Genomic DNA, 13227 nt, shown 5'->3' with positions numbered 1-13227 from the left:
CCCGCTAAGACTCGCCGCGTCGGCCGGCTGGTCGTGACGTACAACCCACTGTCAACACGACACTTGCGGGCATATGGCGGAGACGACATGATGGCAGAAACGGACACCGTACCGCTTCCACATGAGCGCACATATCGCGATCTGGACGCCTGGTCACACGCCATGACACTGGCCGAGGAGACGCTGCGAACCACTCGCCCCTGGCGGGCGTCGGATCAGTTCTCGATCGGTCTTCAACTTCGGAGGGCGGCCATCTCGATCCCGTCGAACATCGCGGAGGGCTACTCTCGCCGCTCCCCGGCCGCTGCCCGGAATCACGTTGCCATCGCGCTCGGTTCGCACGGTGAGTTCGAGACACAACTCGAACTGGCGAGGCGCTGCGCCCTCGTCGACGAGGCCACCCACCTTCGACTCTCGACGCAGTGCGCACTCGTCGGCAAGTTGCTCAGTGGCCTGTACCGCTCGGCGGTGAAGAGTGCCGAGGGCTCGACTCGGCGGTCCTGATGTGCCGGTTTCTGTGTGGGCCTTCGAGCCCCAAGCGCCAAGCCCCGGCTGTGTCTACTCCACGGTGACGCTCTTCGCGAGGTTCCTCGGCTGGTCGACGTCGCAGCCGCGCAGCACGGCGACGTGGTACGCGAGCAACTGGAGCGGCACGGTCATCGTGATCGGCGACATCAGCGGATGCATCGGCGGCAGCACCACGCGCGCGTCGCGTCGCGGGTCGAGCAGCGACCACAGGTGCGGCTCCCCCTCCTCGGTGATCGCGATCACCGAGCCGCCGCGCGCCTTCACCTCCTGCACGTTCCCGAGCATCTTCTCGAAGACGTGATCGCGGGGCGCAAGCGCCACCACCGGCATCTTCTCGTCGATCAGCGCGATGGGGCCGTGCTTCATCTCGCCCGCCGGATAGCCCTCGGCGTGGATGTACGAGATCTCCTTCAGCTTGAGCGCGCCCTCGAGCGCGATCGGGTAATGCATGCCGCGGCCGAGGAAGAGGAAGTCCGAGCACTGATAGAAGCGGCGCGCCACGTCCTCGAGGTACGGCGCACAGGAGAGCACCTGCTCCACGTGGCGTGGCAGCTCGGTGAGCGCCTGCAGGATTGGCCGCACGGCGTCGGCGTCGAGCACGCCGCGCGCCCGCCCGAGCTTCAGCGCCAGGAGGATCAGCGCCACCAACTGCGTCGTGAACGCCTTGGTCGACGCCACGCCGATCTCCGGGCCCGCGTGCGTCTGGATCGTGCCTTCCGCCTCGCGCGTCGCCATGCTGCCGACCACGTTGCAGATGGCGAGCGTCCGCGCACCCTGTCGTCGCGCCTCGCGCAGGGCCGCGAGCGTGTCGGCGGTCTCGCCCGACTGCGTGATCGCCACCATCAGATCAGACGTCGTGATGATCGGCTGCCGGTACCGGTACTCGGAGCCATAGTCGACGTCCACAGGCAGCCGCGCCAACTGCTCGATCAGGAACTTCCCGACGAGCGCCGCGTGCCACGAGGTGCCACACGCCAGCAGCACCACGCGCGAGAGCGAAGCCATGGTCTCGGCGTCGAGGTTGGCCTCCGGCAGGTGCACGTCGCCCTGCTCCATCGACAGCCGGCCGACCAGTGTCTCCTTGATCGCCCACGGCTGCTCGAAGATCTCCTTGAGCATGAAGTGCTTGTACCCGGCCTTCTCCGCCATCACCGGGTCCCACGTGATGCGCTGCGCCTCGCGCGTCACCGGGCGGCCCTCGGCATCGAAGAACCGCACGCCGTCACGCGTGAGCACCGCCATCTGCCCGTCCTCCAGGAACACCACGTCGCGGGTGTGGGCGAGGATGGCCGGGATGTCGGAGGCGACGAACCACTCCTGGTCGCCGAGGCCGATCACCACGGGCGGGCCGTTGCGTACCGCGACGATGGTGCCCGGGTCGGTGCTGGCGATGACCACCAGGGCGAACAGCCCGTGCAGCCGTGCCAGCGCCCGCGTCACCGCCGCCTGCAGCCCATCGTCTCGAAGCTCGAGGCCGATCAGGTGGGCTACCACCTCGGTGTCGGTCTCGGTCCTGAACACGATGCCGCGGCCCTGGAGCTCCTTCTTGAGCTCGAGGTAGTTCTCGATGATGCCGTTGTGGACGAGGACGACCCGGCCCGACTGATCGCGGTGCGGGTGCGCGTTCTCCTCGGTCGGGCGGCCGTGCGTGGCCCATCGGGTGTGCCCGATGCCGTACGTGCCCTGGAGCGGCTGATCGTGCAGGATGCGCTCGAGGTTTCCGAGCTTGCCCGCGCTCCGCCTGACGTCGATACCGTCCGGGCCGACGACGGCGATGCCTGCCGAGTCGTAGCCCCGATATTCGAGTCGCCGCAGGCCATCCAGGACGACGGGAACGACGTCCTGCTGCCCGATGTAGCCGATGATGCCGCACATGTCCGGGATCAGACACCGCGCCATGCATGAGGCGCAAGCTGAACCTTACTGGTGTGGCTCGACGGCCGGCCGGCCCAGGGGGGTGGGTCCAGCCGGACGGTCCATGACCAGCAGATCGAGGCGAATCGCTACGTTCTGGAGGAGGAGGGGTGTGTCACTGGCGGCGCTTCCGCGCCCAGCCGTCCTTGTTCTCCTGGCGGCTGCGGGCGATGCCGAGGCCTTCGTCGGGCACGTCGCGCGTGATCGACGACCCGGCGGCCACGAAGGCGCCGCGCCCGATGGTCACGGGCGCCACCAGCTGCGAGTCGCTGCCCACGAACGCGCCGTCGCCGATCACCGTGCGGTGCTTGTTGACGCCATCGTAGTTGCAGGTGATCACGCCCGCGCCCACGTTCACGTCCTCGCCCACCGTCGCGTCGCCCAGGTAGGTGAGGTGGCTCGCCTTCGAGGCCTTGCCGAGCGTGGTCTTCTTCAGCTCGACGTAGTTGCCGACCCGCGCGTCCTCGCCCACGTCGCTACCCGGGCGGATGTGGGCGAACGGCCCGAGCTGCGCGCGGGACCGGACGGTGGAGTCGGTCACGACGCAGTAGTTGAGGATCACCACGTGGTCCTCGAGCGTCGCATCGACGAGCCGCGTGCCGGCGTGGATCTCGCAGGCGGACCCCACCCGCGTCCGGCCCTCGAGGTACACGTTCGGGTGCAGCACCGTGTCGTGGCCCACCTCGACGTCGGGACCCACGTAGGTCGTGGCGGGATCGATGATGGTGACCCCCGCCGACATCAGTTCCTCGCACTTGGTCTGTCGCATGATGGCGCTTGCCTCGGCCAGCTCGGTCTGGCTGTTGATGCCCCGGATCTCGTGCGGCACCGTGGCGCTGATCGCGTCCACGTCGTGGCCGGCCCGTCGCAGGGCGGCCACCAGTTCAACCAGGGTGCGCTCCCGCTCGACGGTGTCCCAGGCAAAGCTCGCGAGCGCCGCCCGGAGGACCGGAGCCGCGCAGGCGAACACGCCGCTGGTGCACTCCCTGATGCTCCGCTGCTGGCGGGAGGCGTCCTTCTCGCCGACCAGGCCGATGACCTCCCCGGCCTCGCTGCGAAGCACGCGCATGAGGCCGTACGGCCGTTCGGACACCGCCGACACCATGGTCAAGGCGGCGGTCGAGGTGGTGCGGTGGGCGAGCAGCGCCGCAAGCGTCTCCCGACGCAGCAGGGGTACGTCTGCGGGCAGCACGACCACGGTGTGATCGGGGGCGTCTGAGAGGTCCAGGGCGGTCAGGGCATGCACGGGGCCGAGCACTGGCTCCAGTGTCATCACCTCGACGCGACGGTCACGCAAGACAGGGGTGATGTCTTCTGCTGAATAACCTAGAATTGCGATTCTTCGAGCGGATGCGAACGCGTCGGAAGTGCGCAGGACCCACTCGAGCGACGACACGCCGGCCAGTGGCAGGAGCACCTTGGGCCGAAGCGTGCCCATCCGGCGGCCGCGTCCGCCGGCGAGAATCACCAGATCCATGGTCGTGGTCGGCGTCATGGCTCGACCGTCGCGGCCTTCCGCCGCTCGAGGGCGTCGAACACGTCGCGCGTCCTGACATGAAGGCGTCGCGCGACTTCACTCATCGCGGCGCGGCGCTCGAAGGTTCCGTTTTTGGTTATTCGGTCGAATTCTTCAAGCATGTCCTGCTCGGCGACCGCCGCCGTCGCTTCCGCAGGGTCAGGAGCTTCCAGGATGCACGTGAACTCGCCCACCGCCTCGACGATCGAGGGGTGCCGCGTGACGTCCGCAAGCAGTCCCCTGATGAGCTCCTCGTGCTTCTTGGTAATCTCGCGGCACACCGCGATCCGTCGGCCGGAACCGGCGACCTCGGCGAGCGCCTGGAGGGTCTGGGCGATGCGGTGCGGCGCCTCGAAGAACACCACGGGATGGCGATATGCCGAGGCTTCCTCGCACCATCTCGTGCGAGGTCCAGACTTTACGGGTGGAAACCCTAAAAACGTGAACTCGCTGGAAGGGATGCCGCTCATCGTGAGCGCCGCGAGCACGGCACTGGCGCCGGGGACGGGCTCGACGGGGATACCCTCATCCAGGCAGGCGCGGATCAGGTGATCGCCGGGGTCGGAGAGCAGGGGCGTGCCGGCGTCGGTGACCAGCGCCACGGGCTCACCCGCGCGGAGTCGCTCCAGCAAGCCCGGCAGTCGCGAGACCTCGTTGTGGGCGTGCACGCTGGTCATGGGCGTGTCGATCCCGGCGTGAGACAGCAGCCTGGCGGTGCGGCGCGTGTCTTCGGCGGCAATCACGCGAACCTCGCGCAGGACCCGCAGGGCGCGCAGCGTGATGTCCTCCAGGTTGCCGATGGGGGTCGCCACGACGAACAAACGTCCAGGCGCCGGCCGGGAAAGCACGGAAGATATTGTACATTGGGAGATTGGGCCCCACAGGCCCACCGGCCACCATCCTTGTCCGTGCGAGCGCATGCGATCTGCTGAGACCCTTCCGCACTTTGCGGCCGACTACCTGTCCTGGCGCCATGAGGTGCAACCGACAGCCGCGACCTTCGACGGCGTGCACGTGCACGACGACCTGCTCGAAGACTTCAGTCGCGCCGCCATCGACCGGCAGGTGCGCGACCTGAATGGCTTCGCCCGTCGCCTGGCGTCGATGCCCGTCGACCAGATCCCCGCCGCCGAGCGACCGGACCATTCCGCGCTGATGGCCGCGACGCACGCCCGGCTCCACGAGATCGAGGTGGTGCGGACGTGGGAGCGCGACCCGCAGCTCTACGCCGACACGATCGCCACGAGCCTGGCCGCGCAAGCGATCTTCACCTACGCCCCCGCCGCCGAACGCGCCCGCCGCATGCTGTCCAAGCTCCGGCAGGTCGCCGGCGTGCTCGACGCAGCCCGCGCCAACGTCCGCGAGCCGGCCGGCATCTTCATCAAGACCGCCAGCGAGACGCTGCGCGGCGTCGTGAGCTTCCTGAACCGCGACCTGCCGCGCGCCCTCCGCGAGGTCGACGACCTCTCGCTGCTGGCCGACCTCGACGATGCGGCCACGCTGGCCCGCACGGCGATCGAGCGGTACGTCCGCGATCTCGAGGAGGAGCAGGCACCCAGGGCCAAGGCCACGTTCCGCCTCGGCAAGGAGCGCCTCGAGCAGAAGCTGAAGCTCGGCGACGCCATCACGCTCGACACCGACGCGCTCCTGCGCATCGCCGACCGGGAACTCGCTGCGACCCGCGAGCGGTTCGCCGAAGTCGCGCGCAAGCTGGGCAAGGGTCCGGCCGACCAGGTGTGGGCCAAGGTGAAGCAGCAGCACGTCGAGCCGGGCGGTCTGGTGACCCGGGTGCGCGAGCAGTGCGCGGCGCTCTACACGTTCCTGCGCGACAGCGGCATCGTGACGGTGCCCGACGCCGACGCGCTGGTCATCGCCCCGACGCCGCCGTTCTACCGCTGGACGTTCGCCAGCCTGTGGGCCCCTGGCCCGCTCGAAGTGCGCCAGCAGCGGTCCTTCTACTACGTCACCGATGTCGACCAGTCGTGGCCGCAGGAGCGGCAGGACGAGCACCTGCGCGACATGAACGACGCCGTGCTCTGGGCCATCTCGATGCACGAGGCCCTGCCCGGCCACTTCCTGCACTTCGAGCACCTCCGCAAGATCGCCGCGCCCTGGCGCAAGGCCACGGTCCTGGCGCCGCTGTCGGTCATCGAGGGCTGGGCGCACTACGCCGAGCACCTGGTCATCGAGCAGGGCTTCGCGAAGAAGGATCCGGTCATCGAACTCGGCCAACTCGCCGAGTCGCTGGTCCGGCTGTGCCGCCTCATCGTCGGCCTGCGCCTGCATGCCGAGGACCTGTCGGTGGAGCAGGGGGTCCGCTTCTTCCGCGAGGAGGCGATGCTCGAGGAGGCCAGCGCCCGACGGGAGGCCGAACGCGGCACGTTCGATCCGTCGTATGTGATCTACGCGCTCGGCAAGCTGATGCTGCTGAAGCTGCGCAAGGACGTCGAGGCGCACCGCGGCCCGGCCTTCGATGCGCGCCGCTTCCACGACGAGTTCCTGGGCCTGGGCCTGCAGCCGTTCGACGTGCTCCGCCAGCAGATGCTGCCTGGCGAGGCCAACGACGGCGTGGTGTTGGCGTAAGGGGCGACGGGCGTGCAGGCCACACGCGGCCTGCGTGTCAGGTCGCCGGCAGCCGGCCGCCCGCAGCCGCCCTGTCCGAACAATCAAGGGTTGGAGTCACACGCAGCATGCCTCTCTACGAGTACCAGTGCGACACGTGCGGTCACCGCTTCGAGGTGATCCAGAAGTTCTCCGATGCCCCGCTGACCGAGTGCCCGAAGTGCCAGGGTGCGGTCCGCAAGCTGTTGTCGTCGCCGGCGATCCAGTTCAAGGGCTCGGGGTGGTACATCACCGACTACGCCAAGAAGAGCGGCACGGCCGCAGGCAGCGCCAAGTCGGAGGGCTCCTCCGGCGAGTCCAAGGCGAGCGATTCGTCGTCGACGCCGGCGCCGAAAGCCGAGGCCAAGCCCTCGGGCGGCACGACCTAGGCGCGTCGGCCATCGAGGCGCGGCGATCCCATCGCCGCGCCGTCTGTCAGGCGCGCCGCGAGGCCAGCAGGGTCTCGAGGTAGGCGCCGAGTTCCTCCCGCACGTCGTCCCGCTGCATCGCGAAGTACGTCATCGCCTTCAGGTAGCCCACGATCGTGCCCGTGTCGTGCCGGGTGCCGGTCACCTCGCAGGCAAAGATCGGGCGTTGGCGCAGCAGGTCGCGCAAGCCGCTGGTCAGCTGGATCTCGCCGGTGCGATCCTCGCGCACGTTGGCGAGCACGCCGAAGATGTCCGGCGTGAGCACGTACCGGCCGATGATGGCCAGGTCCGACGGCGCCTCGGTCCGCGACGGCTTCTCGACCAGATCCAGCACCCGGTGGATGCCGTTGCCGAGCGGCTCGGCACGGATCACGCCGTAGCGGCTCACCTCGTCGGGCGGCACGCGCGCCACCGCCAGCACTGGCGCCTGCACCTCCGTGAACACGTCGATGACCTGCCTGATGGCCGGCGGGTCGGCGTCGATCACGTCGTCGCCGAGGACGACGGCGAACGGCTGGTCGCCCACGAGGTCGCGCGTGATGTAGACGGCGTGGCCGAGACCGAGCGGCGGCCCCTGGCGTACGGAGCCGATCCGGGCGAGCGAGGAGGCGTGGCGCACGGCCGCGAGCTGATCGAGCTTGCCGCGATCCTCGAGGAACGTCTCGAGCTCGACGTCGGCGTCGAAGTGATCGATCAACGCGGTCTTGCCGCGCGCCGTCACCATCACGATCTGCTCGATGCCGGCCGCGACCGCTTCCTCGACGGCGTACTGGATGATGGGCCGATCGACGAGCGGCAGCATCTCCTTCGGCATGGTCTTGGTCGCCGGGAGGAACCTGGTGCCGAGTCCCGCCGCGGGGAACACGGCCGTCCTGACGCTCAGTTTCACGCACGCACCCTTTCGGCAGGGGAGGAGGGCTCACGGTAGCAGCTTGCGGAAAGAGGCGGCAAGCAATTCAGAATTCGAAACTCAGAATGAAGGGCAACTCGACGGAGTATCGGACCCTTCGACGTCCTCTCGATTCTGAATTCTGAACTCCGAATTGCAGTGCCGAGTGTCCCCGGCCCTGCCAGTACAATGAGGGCGTGCTGGATACGGCTCAACTCAGGGATGCCTTCGACGAGACACGGGCGCGGCTGCAGGCCAGGGGGCCGGGCGCCGACGCCGTCCTGGACCGGCTGCAGGAGCTCGATCGCACGCGGCGGGAACTGCTGCCGCGGGTGGAGGCCCTCAAGGCCGAGCGCAACCGGTCGGGTGAGCTGATCGCGCAGGCCAAGCGCACCGGGCAGGACGCCACCGAGTTGCTCGCGCTGAACAAGCAGCGGGCCGACGAGATCAAGGCGCTCGACGCGCAGCTGGCGAGCCTGGAGGAAGAGCGCTCCCCGCTGCTGCTGGCGCTGCCCAACACGCCGCACGTCTCCGTCCCTCAGGGCAAGGGCGCGGAGGACAACGTCGAGGTGCGCCGCTGGGGCACGCCGCGCTCCTTCGACTTCACGCCCAAGGCGCACTGGGATCTGGGGCCGGCCCTCGGCATCCTCGACTTCGAGCGCGCGGCGCGCATGTCGGGCGCGCGCTTCGCCGTGCTCATGAAGGAAGGCGCGCGGCTGTCGCGTGCCCTCATCAGCTTCATGCTCGACCTGCACACGCGCGACCACGGCTACACCGAGGTCGAGCCGCCGTACCTGGTCAACCGCACGGCCCTCACCGGCACGGGCAACCTGCCCAAGTTCGAGCAGGACCTCTTCAAGATCGCGGGGGACTGGGACCTGTTCCTGATCCCGACGGCGGAAGTGCCGCTCACCAACCTGCACCGCGAGGAGACGCTCGAGGAAGCCGACCTGCCGCGCCGGTACGTCGCCTACACGCCGTGCTTCCGCAGCGAGGCGGGCAGCTACGGCGCCGACGTGCGCGGCCTCATCCGGCAGCACCAGTTCGACAAGGTCGAGCTGATGTCGTTCGCCACACCCGAGTCGTCGTTCGACGAACTCGAGCGGCTGACCGGCTGCGCCGAGAAGGTGCTGCAGCTGCTCGGCCTGCCGTATCGCACGATGCTGCTCTGCACGGGCGACATGGGCTTTGCGTCGGCCAAGACCTACGACATCGAGGTGTGGCTGCCGAGCCAGGGCGTGTATCGCGAGATCTCCTCTTGCAGCAACACGGAGGCGTTCCAGGCGCGGCGCGCCGGCATCCGGTACCGGCCGGCGGGCGGAGGCAAGCTGTCGTTCGCCCACACGCTGAACGGCTCTGGGCTCGCCGTCGGGCGCACGCTCATCGCGATCATGGAGAACTACCAGGAGGCGGACGGCAGCATCCGCATCCCCGACGCGCTGGTCCCGTACATGGGCGGCGTCACCCGCATCGGATAGGACACGATCGCCTCGTCTTCGGCGCATCTCCATGTGGTGATGCGCCGCCGATGGATCGTCGCTCCCGCGCCGCCTGATACTCCTGCGATCTGACCTGCGTCGTCGCGTTGCTGACCCGCCTCCTCGCCACACGCGAGGGGCCTCGCACGCGGCATCTCAGCAATTGCACGGGCCCAGGAGGCACAGCATGACCACCACGGTGGAACCGCAAGCGGGCGCGCTCAGCGCGCCGCCGTTCAAGTCGCGTTACGAGAACTTCATCGGCGGCAAGTGGGTCGCACCGGTCAACGGCCGGTACTTCGACAACCTCTCGCCCGTGACCGGCAAGCCGCTCTGCCAGGTGGCGCGCAGCGACAAGGACGACATCGAACTGGCGCTCGACGCCGCGCACGCCGCGAAGGCGGCCTGGGGTCGCACCAGCGTCACCGAGCGCGCGATCATCCTGAACAAGATCGCCCAACGCATGGAGGACGCGCTGCCGCAACTGGCAGCCGCCGAGACCTGGGACAACGGCAAGCCGATTCGCGAGACCACCGCCGCCGACCTGCCGCTCGCCATCGACCACTTCCGCTACTTCGCCGGTGTCATCCGCGCCCAGGAAGGCACCATGGGCGAGCTCGATCACGACACCGTCTCCTACCAGTTCCTCGAGCCGCTCGGCGTCGTCGGCCAGATCATCCCGTGGAACTTCCCGCTGCTGATGGCGGTCTGGAAGCTCGCCCCCGCGCTCGCCGCCGGCAACTGCGTGGTGCTCAAGCCCGCGGAGCAGACCCCGGCCAGCATCCTGATGTGGGCCGAGATCGTCGGCGATCTGCTGCCCCCCGGCGTGCTCAACATCGTCAACGGCTTCGGCCTCGAGGCCGGCAAGCCGCTCGCCTCCAACCCGCGCATCGCCAAGATCGCCTTCACCGGCGAGACGACGACGGGGCGGCTGATCATGCAGTACGCCAGCCAGAACCTGATCCCGGTGACGCTCGAGCTCGGCGGCAAGTCGCCCAACGTGTTCTTCGCCGACGTGGCGCGCGAAGACGACGACTTCTTCGACAAGGCGATCGAGGGCTTCGTGCTGTTTGCGCTCAACCAGGGCGAGGTGTGCACCTGCCCGAGCCGCGCGCTGATCCAGGAGTCGATCTACGACCGCTTCATGGAGCGGGCGCTGCAGCGCGTCGCCGCCATCACGCAGGGCAGCCCCCTCGACATGTCGACGATGATCGGCGCGCAGGCGTCGAGTGAGCAGCTCGAGAAGATCCTGAGCTACGTCGACATCGGCAAGCAGGAAGGCGCAGAGGTGCTGATCGGCGGGGCGCGCAAGGAACAGCCCGGCGAGCTCGCGGGCGGCTACTACATGCAGCCGACCGTGTTCCGCGGCCACAACAAGATGCGCATCTTCCAGGAGGAGATCTTCGGACCCGTCGTGTCGGTGACGACCTTCAAGGACGAGGCGGACGCGCTCGAGATCGCCAACGACACGCTCTACGGCCTCGGCGCGGGCGTGTGGAGCCGCGAGGCCAACACGTGCTACCGCATGGGCCGCGGCATCCAGGCCGGTCGCGTGTGGACCAACTGCTACCACGCCTACCCGGCGCACGCGGCGTTCGGCGGCTACAAGCAGTCGGGCATCGGACGCGAGACGCACAAGATGATGCTCGGCCACTACCAGCAGACCAAGAACCTGCTGGTGAGCTACAGCCCGAAGAAGCTCGGCTTCTTCTAGGACAGGTGTCCGCAGAGGTAGGGCGCGGTGTCCCACCGCGCCGCTGTCGTTGACGGCCGCGTGGGACACGCGGCCCTACCTTTTCGCTGATGAGCTACACCACGATGACCGTCGACGCCGCTTCGACCGTGCCCCGCGTGACCTGCACGCGCGCCGCCGAGGACCTGATCCTCACGCTGCGCGCCGAGCACGGCCCGCTGCTCTTCCACCAGTCCGGCGGCTGCTGCGACGGCTCGTCGCCGATGTGCTACGCGCAGTCGGACTTCATCGTCGGCGACCGCGACGTGTGCCTGGGCATGATTGCCGACGCGCCCTTCTACATGAGCCCGTCGCAGTTCGAGTACTGGCAGCACACGCAGTTGATCATCGACGTCGTGCCCGGGCGCGGCGGGATGTTCTCGCTCGAGAACGGCAGGGAAGTGCGCTTCCTGACGCGCTCCCGGCTGTACGAGGCCGACGAGTCGGACCGACTGTCGCCGATCACGACCGGGGCGCTCGATCTCGCGCAGTAGCCCCGTTGCGACAGCGGGACGCCAGGCGCGGCTACACTGGGCGCCATGGCCTCAGGTGATCCCGTCGAAGTCTGGATGCGCGGCCCCGTCGAGGGCATCGCGCCCGCACTGCAACCCGTCGCGCATTCGCTGTTGCAGGTCCGCGAGGAGATCGAACGCGCTACCGCCGACCTGACCCCGGACCAGTTGTGGGCGCGACCGGGCGGCGCCGGCTCCATCGGCTTCCACCTGCGTCACATCGCCGGGGCCACCGATCGCCTGCTGACCTATGCGCGCGACGAGGCGCTCACACCCGCTCAACTCGCCCAGTTGAAGGCCGAGGCCAATCCTGGCGACCCGCCGGCAGACGCCGCACAGACGATGGCGATCGCGTGCGAGGCCATCGACCGCGCACTGGCGCAGGTCCGCGGCACCGACGTGGCGACGCTGTTCGACGCGCGCGGGGTGGGACGCGCGAAGCTGCCGACCACGGTGATCGGCCTGTTGTTCCACGCCGCCGAACACGCGACGCGGCACGCCGGGCAGATGGCGACGATGAGGAAGGTCGTGCTGGGCTAGTCGCTGGTCAGGCGCTGCCACAAGGGCTCGAGCGCCTCGACGACTGGCGCCGGCGAGACCGGGTGCCCGCCGTCGTGCCAGGTCGACTCGAACTCGGCGATCTCCACGCCAATCACCTCGCCCTCGGCCAGCGCGTCGGCGACCTCGCGCAACTGGCCGAGCGTGAGGCCGCCGGGCGCGGAGTAGTCGGTGGGTACGAGATCGGGTTCCAGCACGTCGCAGTCGACGTGGACGTAGACCGGCCGGCCCGCGACGGCCGCGCGAAGGTCGTCGGCGACGCGCGGGCCCACGCGCACGAACGCAAGGCCGCTGGTGTCCATCACTCGCTGCTCGGCCGGATCGACATCGCGTACGCCGACGAGCACGACCTGGCCGAACGGGAGCCCGGCGCCCAGGCCCGAGGCCCACGCGCCCGCCGCTCCCGCGAGCGCCATGCCGCCGAGATAGCCGGTGCCGGTCGTGTCTGGCGTGTTGAGGTCGGCATGCGCATCGAGCCACACCACGCACGCGTCGGGTCGGTGCCGCACCACGACGGGCAGGGTGGCCAGGGCGGCCGCGCACCTGGTGAGGGCGGTCACGGGCCGCGCCCCTCGGGTCATCGCCTGGTCGAGCACGGTGGCCAGCCCGTCGAGATCGACGCCCGCGGCGGCGAGCTCCACGTCCCAGTGCGCGTCGAGTACGGGCTCCGGGTGGCCGACCGCAGTGGCAGCCACCCCGAGGCGCGGCGTCAGCTCGGCCGCCATGGCAGCCGCGCCGGGGATCGCCCTGGCATTGCTGTCGCCGGCGAGTCCCTGATAGACGGTGAGGGCGATCGAGCGCATCGGGTAGGCGTCAGCGTATCGCTCGCCCTCCTCGCGTGCAACGCGGGCCGCCAGGTGGCGGCTGGCGGAGAGAGTGGGATTCGAGCTCGCGGGGACAAGCCGCAGGCGAGTGGCCGCGAGCCTGAAGGCGGCTCTGTCCGCCGGGCCGCCAGGTGGCGGCTGGCGGAGAGAGTGGGATTCGAGCTCGCGGGGACAAGCCGCAGGCGAGTGGCCGCGAGCCTGAAGGCGGCTCTGTCCGCCGGGCCGCCAGGTGGCGGCTGGCGGAGAG

At 69.2% G+C, this 13227-nt stretch carries 12 protein-coding genes; 7 read left to right on the top strand and 5 right to left on the bottom strand.

What is annotated here, in order from left to right; genetic code table 11:
• Positions 1-87 precede the first annotated feature (87 nt).
• Positions 88-504: a four helix bundle protein gene (locus ACIRDX_RS08425; protein WP_396624970.1), complete on the top strand. Its 417-nt coding sequence runs from the start codon at positions 88-90 to the stop codon at positions 502-504.
• 54 nt (positions 505-558) lie between these two features.
• Here the strand turns inward: ACIRDX_RS08425 and glmS are convergent, their stop codons facing one another.
• From glmS to rsmI, 3 genes are all read right to left on the bottom strand, one after another.
• Positions 559-2403 (bottom strand): glutamine--fructose-6-phosphate transaminase (isomerizing), encoded by a 1845-nt coding sequence (glmS, locus tag ACIRDX_RS08420; protein WP_396624969.1) that lies wholly within the window; start codon positions 2401-2403, stop codon positions 559-561.
• A 154-nt stretch (positions 2404-2557) separates the two neighbouring features.
• Entirely contained in the window at positions 2558-3937 is a 1380-nt protein-coding gene (gene glmU / locus ACIRDX_RS08415) for a bifunctional UDP-N-acetylglucosamine diphosphorylase/glucosamine-1-phosphate N-acetyltransferase GlmU (RefSeq protein WP_396624968.1), read from the bottom strand.
• The gene (rsmI, locus tag ACIRDX_RS08410) at positions 3934-4770 is read right to left on the bottom strand and encodes a 16S rRNA (cytidine(1402)-2'-O)-methyltransferase (RefSeq protein WP_396624967.1); all 837 of its coding nucleotides are present in this window, start codon (positions 4768-4770) and stop codon (positions 3934-3936) included. Before rsmI ends, glmU begins: the two co-directional genes overlap by 4 nt.
• 106 nt (positions 4771-4876) lie before the next feature.
• Here rsmI and ACIRDX_RS08405 point away from each other — a divergent pair, with 106 nt between their 5' ends.
• Together ACIRDX_RS08405 and ACIRDX_RS08400 are read left to right on the top strand one after the other, a co-directional pair.
• The gene (locus ACIRDX_RS08405; protein ID WP_396624966.1) at positions 4877-6541 is read left to right on the top strand and encodes a DUF885 domain-containing protein; all 1665 of its coding nucleotides are present in this window, start codon (positions 4877-4879) and stop codon (positions 6539-6541) included.
• Positions 6542-6648: 107 nt separating this feature from the next.
• Positions 6649-6948, top strand: coding sequence for an FmdB family zinc ribbon protein (locus ACIRDX_RS08400; protein WP_396624965.1), 300 nt, complete (start codon positions 6649-6651; stop codon positions 6946-6948).
• 46 nt (positions 6949-6994) lie between these two features.
• Here the strand turns inward: ACIRDX_RS08400 and galU are convergent, their stop codons facing one another.
• Positions 6995-7876, bottom strand: a complete 882-nt coding sequence (galU, locus tag ACIRDX_RS08395) for a UTP--glucose-1-phosphate uridylyltransferase GalU (RefSeq protein WP_396624964.1) — start codon at positions 7874-7876, stop codon at positions 6995-6997.
• Positions 7877-8073: 197 nt separating this feature from the next.
• Between galU and serS the strand changes: the two genes are divergently transcribed.
• The 4 genes from serS (at position 8074) to ACIRDX_RS08375 (ending at position 12138) form a co-directional block, all read left to right on the top strand.
• Positions 8074-9354 carry a serine--tRNA ligase gene (gene serS / locus ACIRDX_RS08390; protein WP_396624963.1) on the top strand — a complete coding sequence of 427 codons (1281 nt, stop codon included), beginning with the start codon at positions 8074-8076 and terminating at the stop codon, positions 9352-9354.
• Positions 9355-9541: 187 nt separating this feature from the next.
• The gene (gene adh, locus ACIRDX_RS08385; protein WP_396624962.1) at positions 9542-11068 is read left to right on the top strand and encodes an aldehyde dehydrogenase; all 1527 of its coding nucleotides are present in this window, start codon (positions 9542-9544) and stop codon (positions 11066-11068) included.
• A gap of 104 nt (positions 11069-11172) precedes the next feature.
• Positions 11173-11580, top strand: a complete 408-nt coding sequence (locus ACIRDX_RS08380) for a DUF779 domain-containing protein (protein ID WP_396624982.1) — start codon at positions 11173-11175, stop codon at positions 11578-11580.
• Positions 11581-11625: 45 nt separating this feature from the next.
• Positions 11626-12138 carry a DinB family protein gene (locus ACIRDX_RS08375; RefSeq protein ID WP_396624961.1) on the top strand — a complete coding sequence of 171 codons (513 nt, stop codon included), beginning with the start codon at positions 11626-11628 and terminating at the stop codon, positions 12136-12138.
• On the opposite strand, the gene ACIRDX_RS08370 is transcribed toward ACIRDX_RS08375, so the two are convergent.
• Positions 12135-12959 carry an arginase family protein gene (locus ACIRDX_RS08370; RefSeq protein WP_396624960.1) on the bottom strand — a complete coding sequence of 275 codons (825 nt, stop codon included), beginning with the start codon at positions 12957-12959 and terminating at the stop codon, positions 12135-12137. The genes ACIRDX_RS08375 and ACIRDX_RS08370 overlap by 4 nt on opposite strands.
• Positions 12960-13227 lie beyond the last annotated feature (268 nt).

The organism is Luteitalea sp., from assembly GCF_044337415.1.
GTDB lineage: Bacteria > Acidobacteriota > Vicinamibacteria > Vicinamibacterales > Vicinamibacteraceae > Luteitalea.
This window is presented reverse-complemented; position numbering and strand designations above follow the sequence as displayed.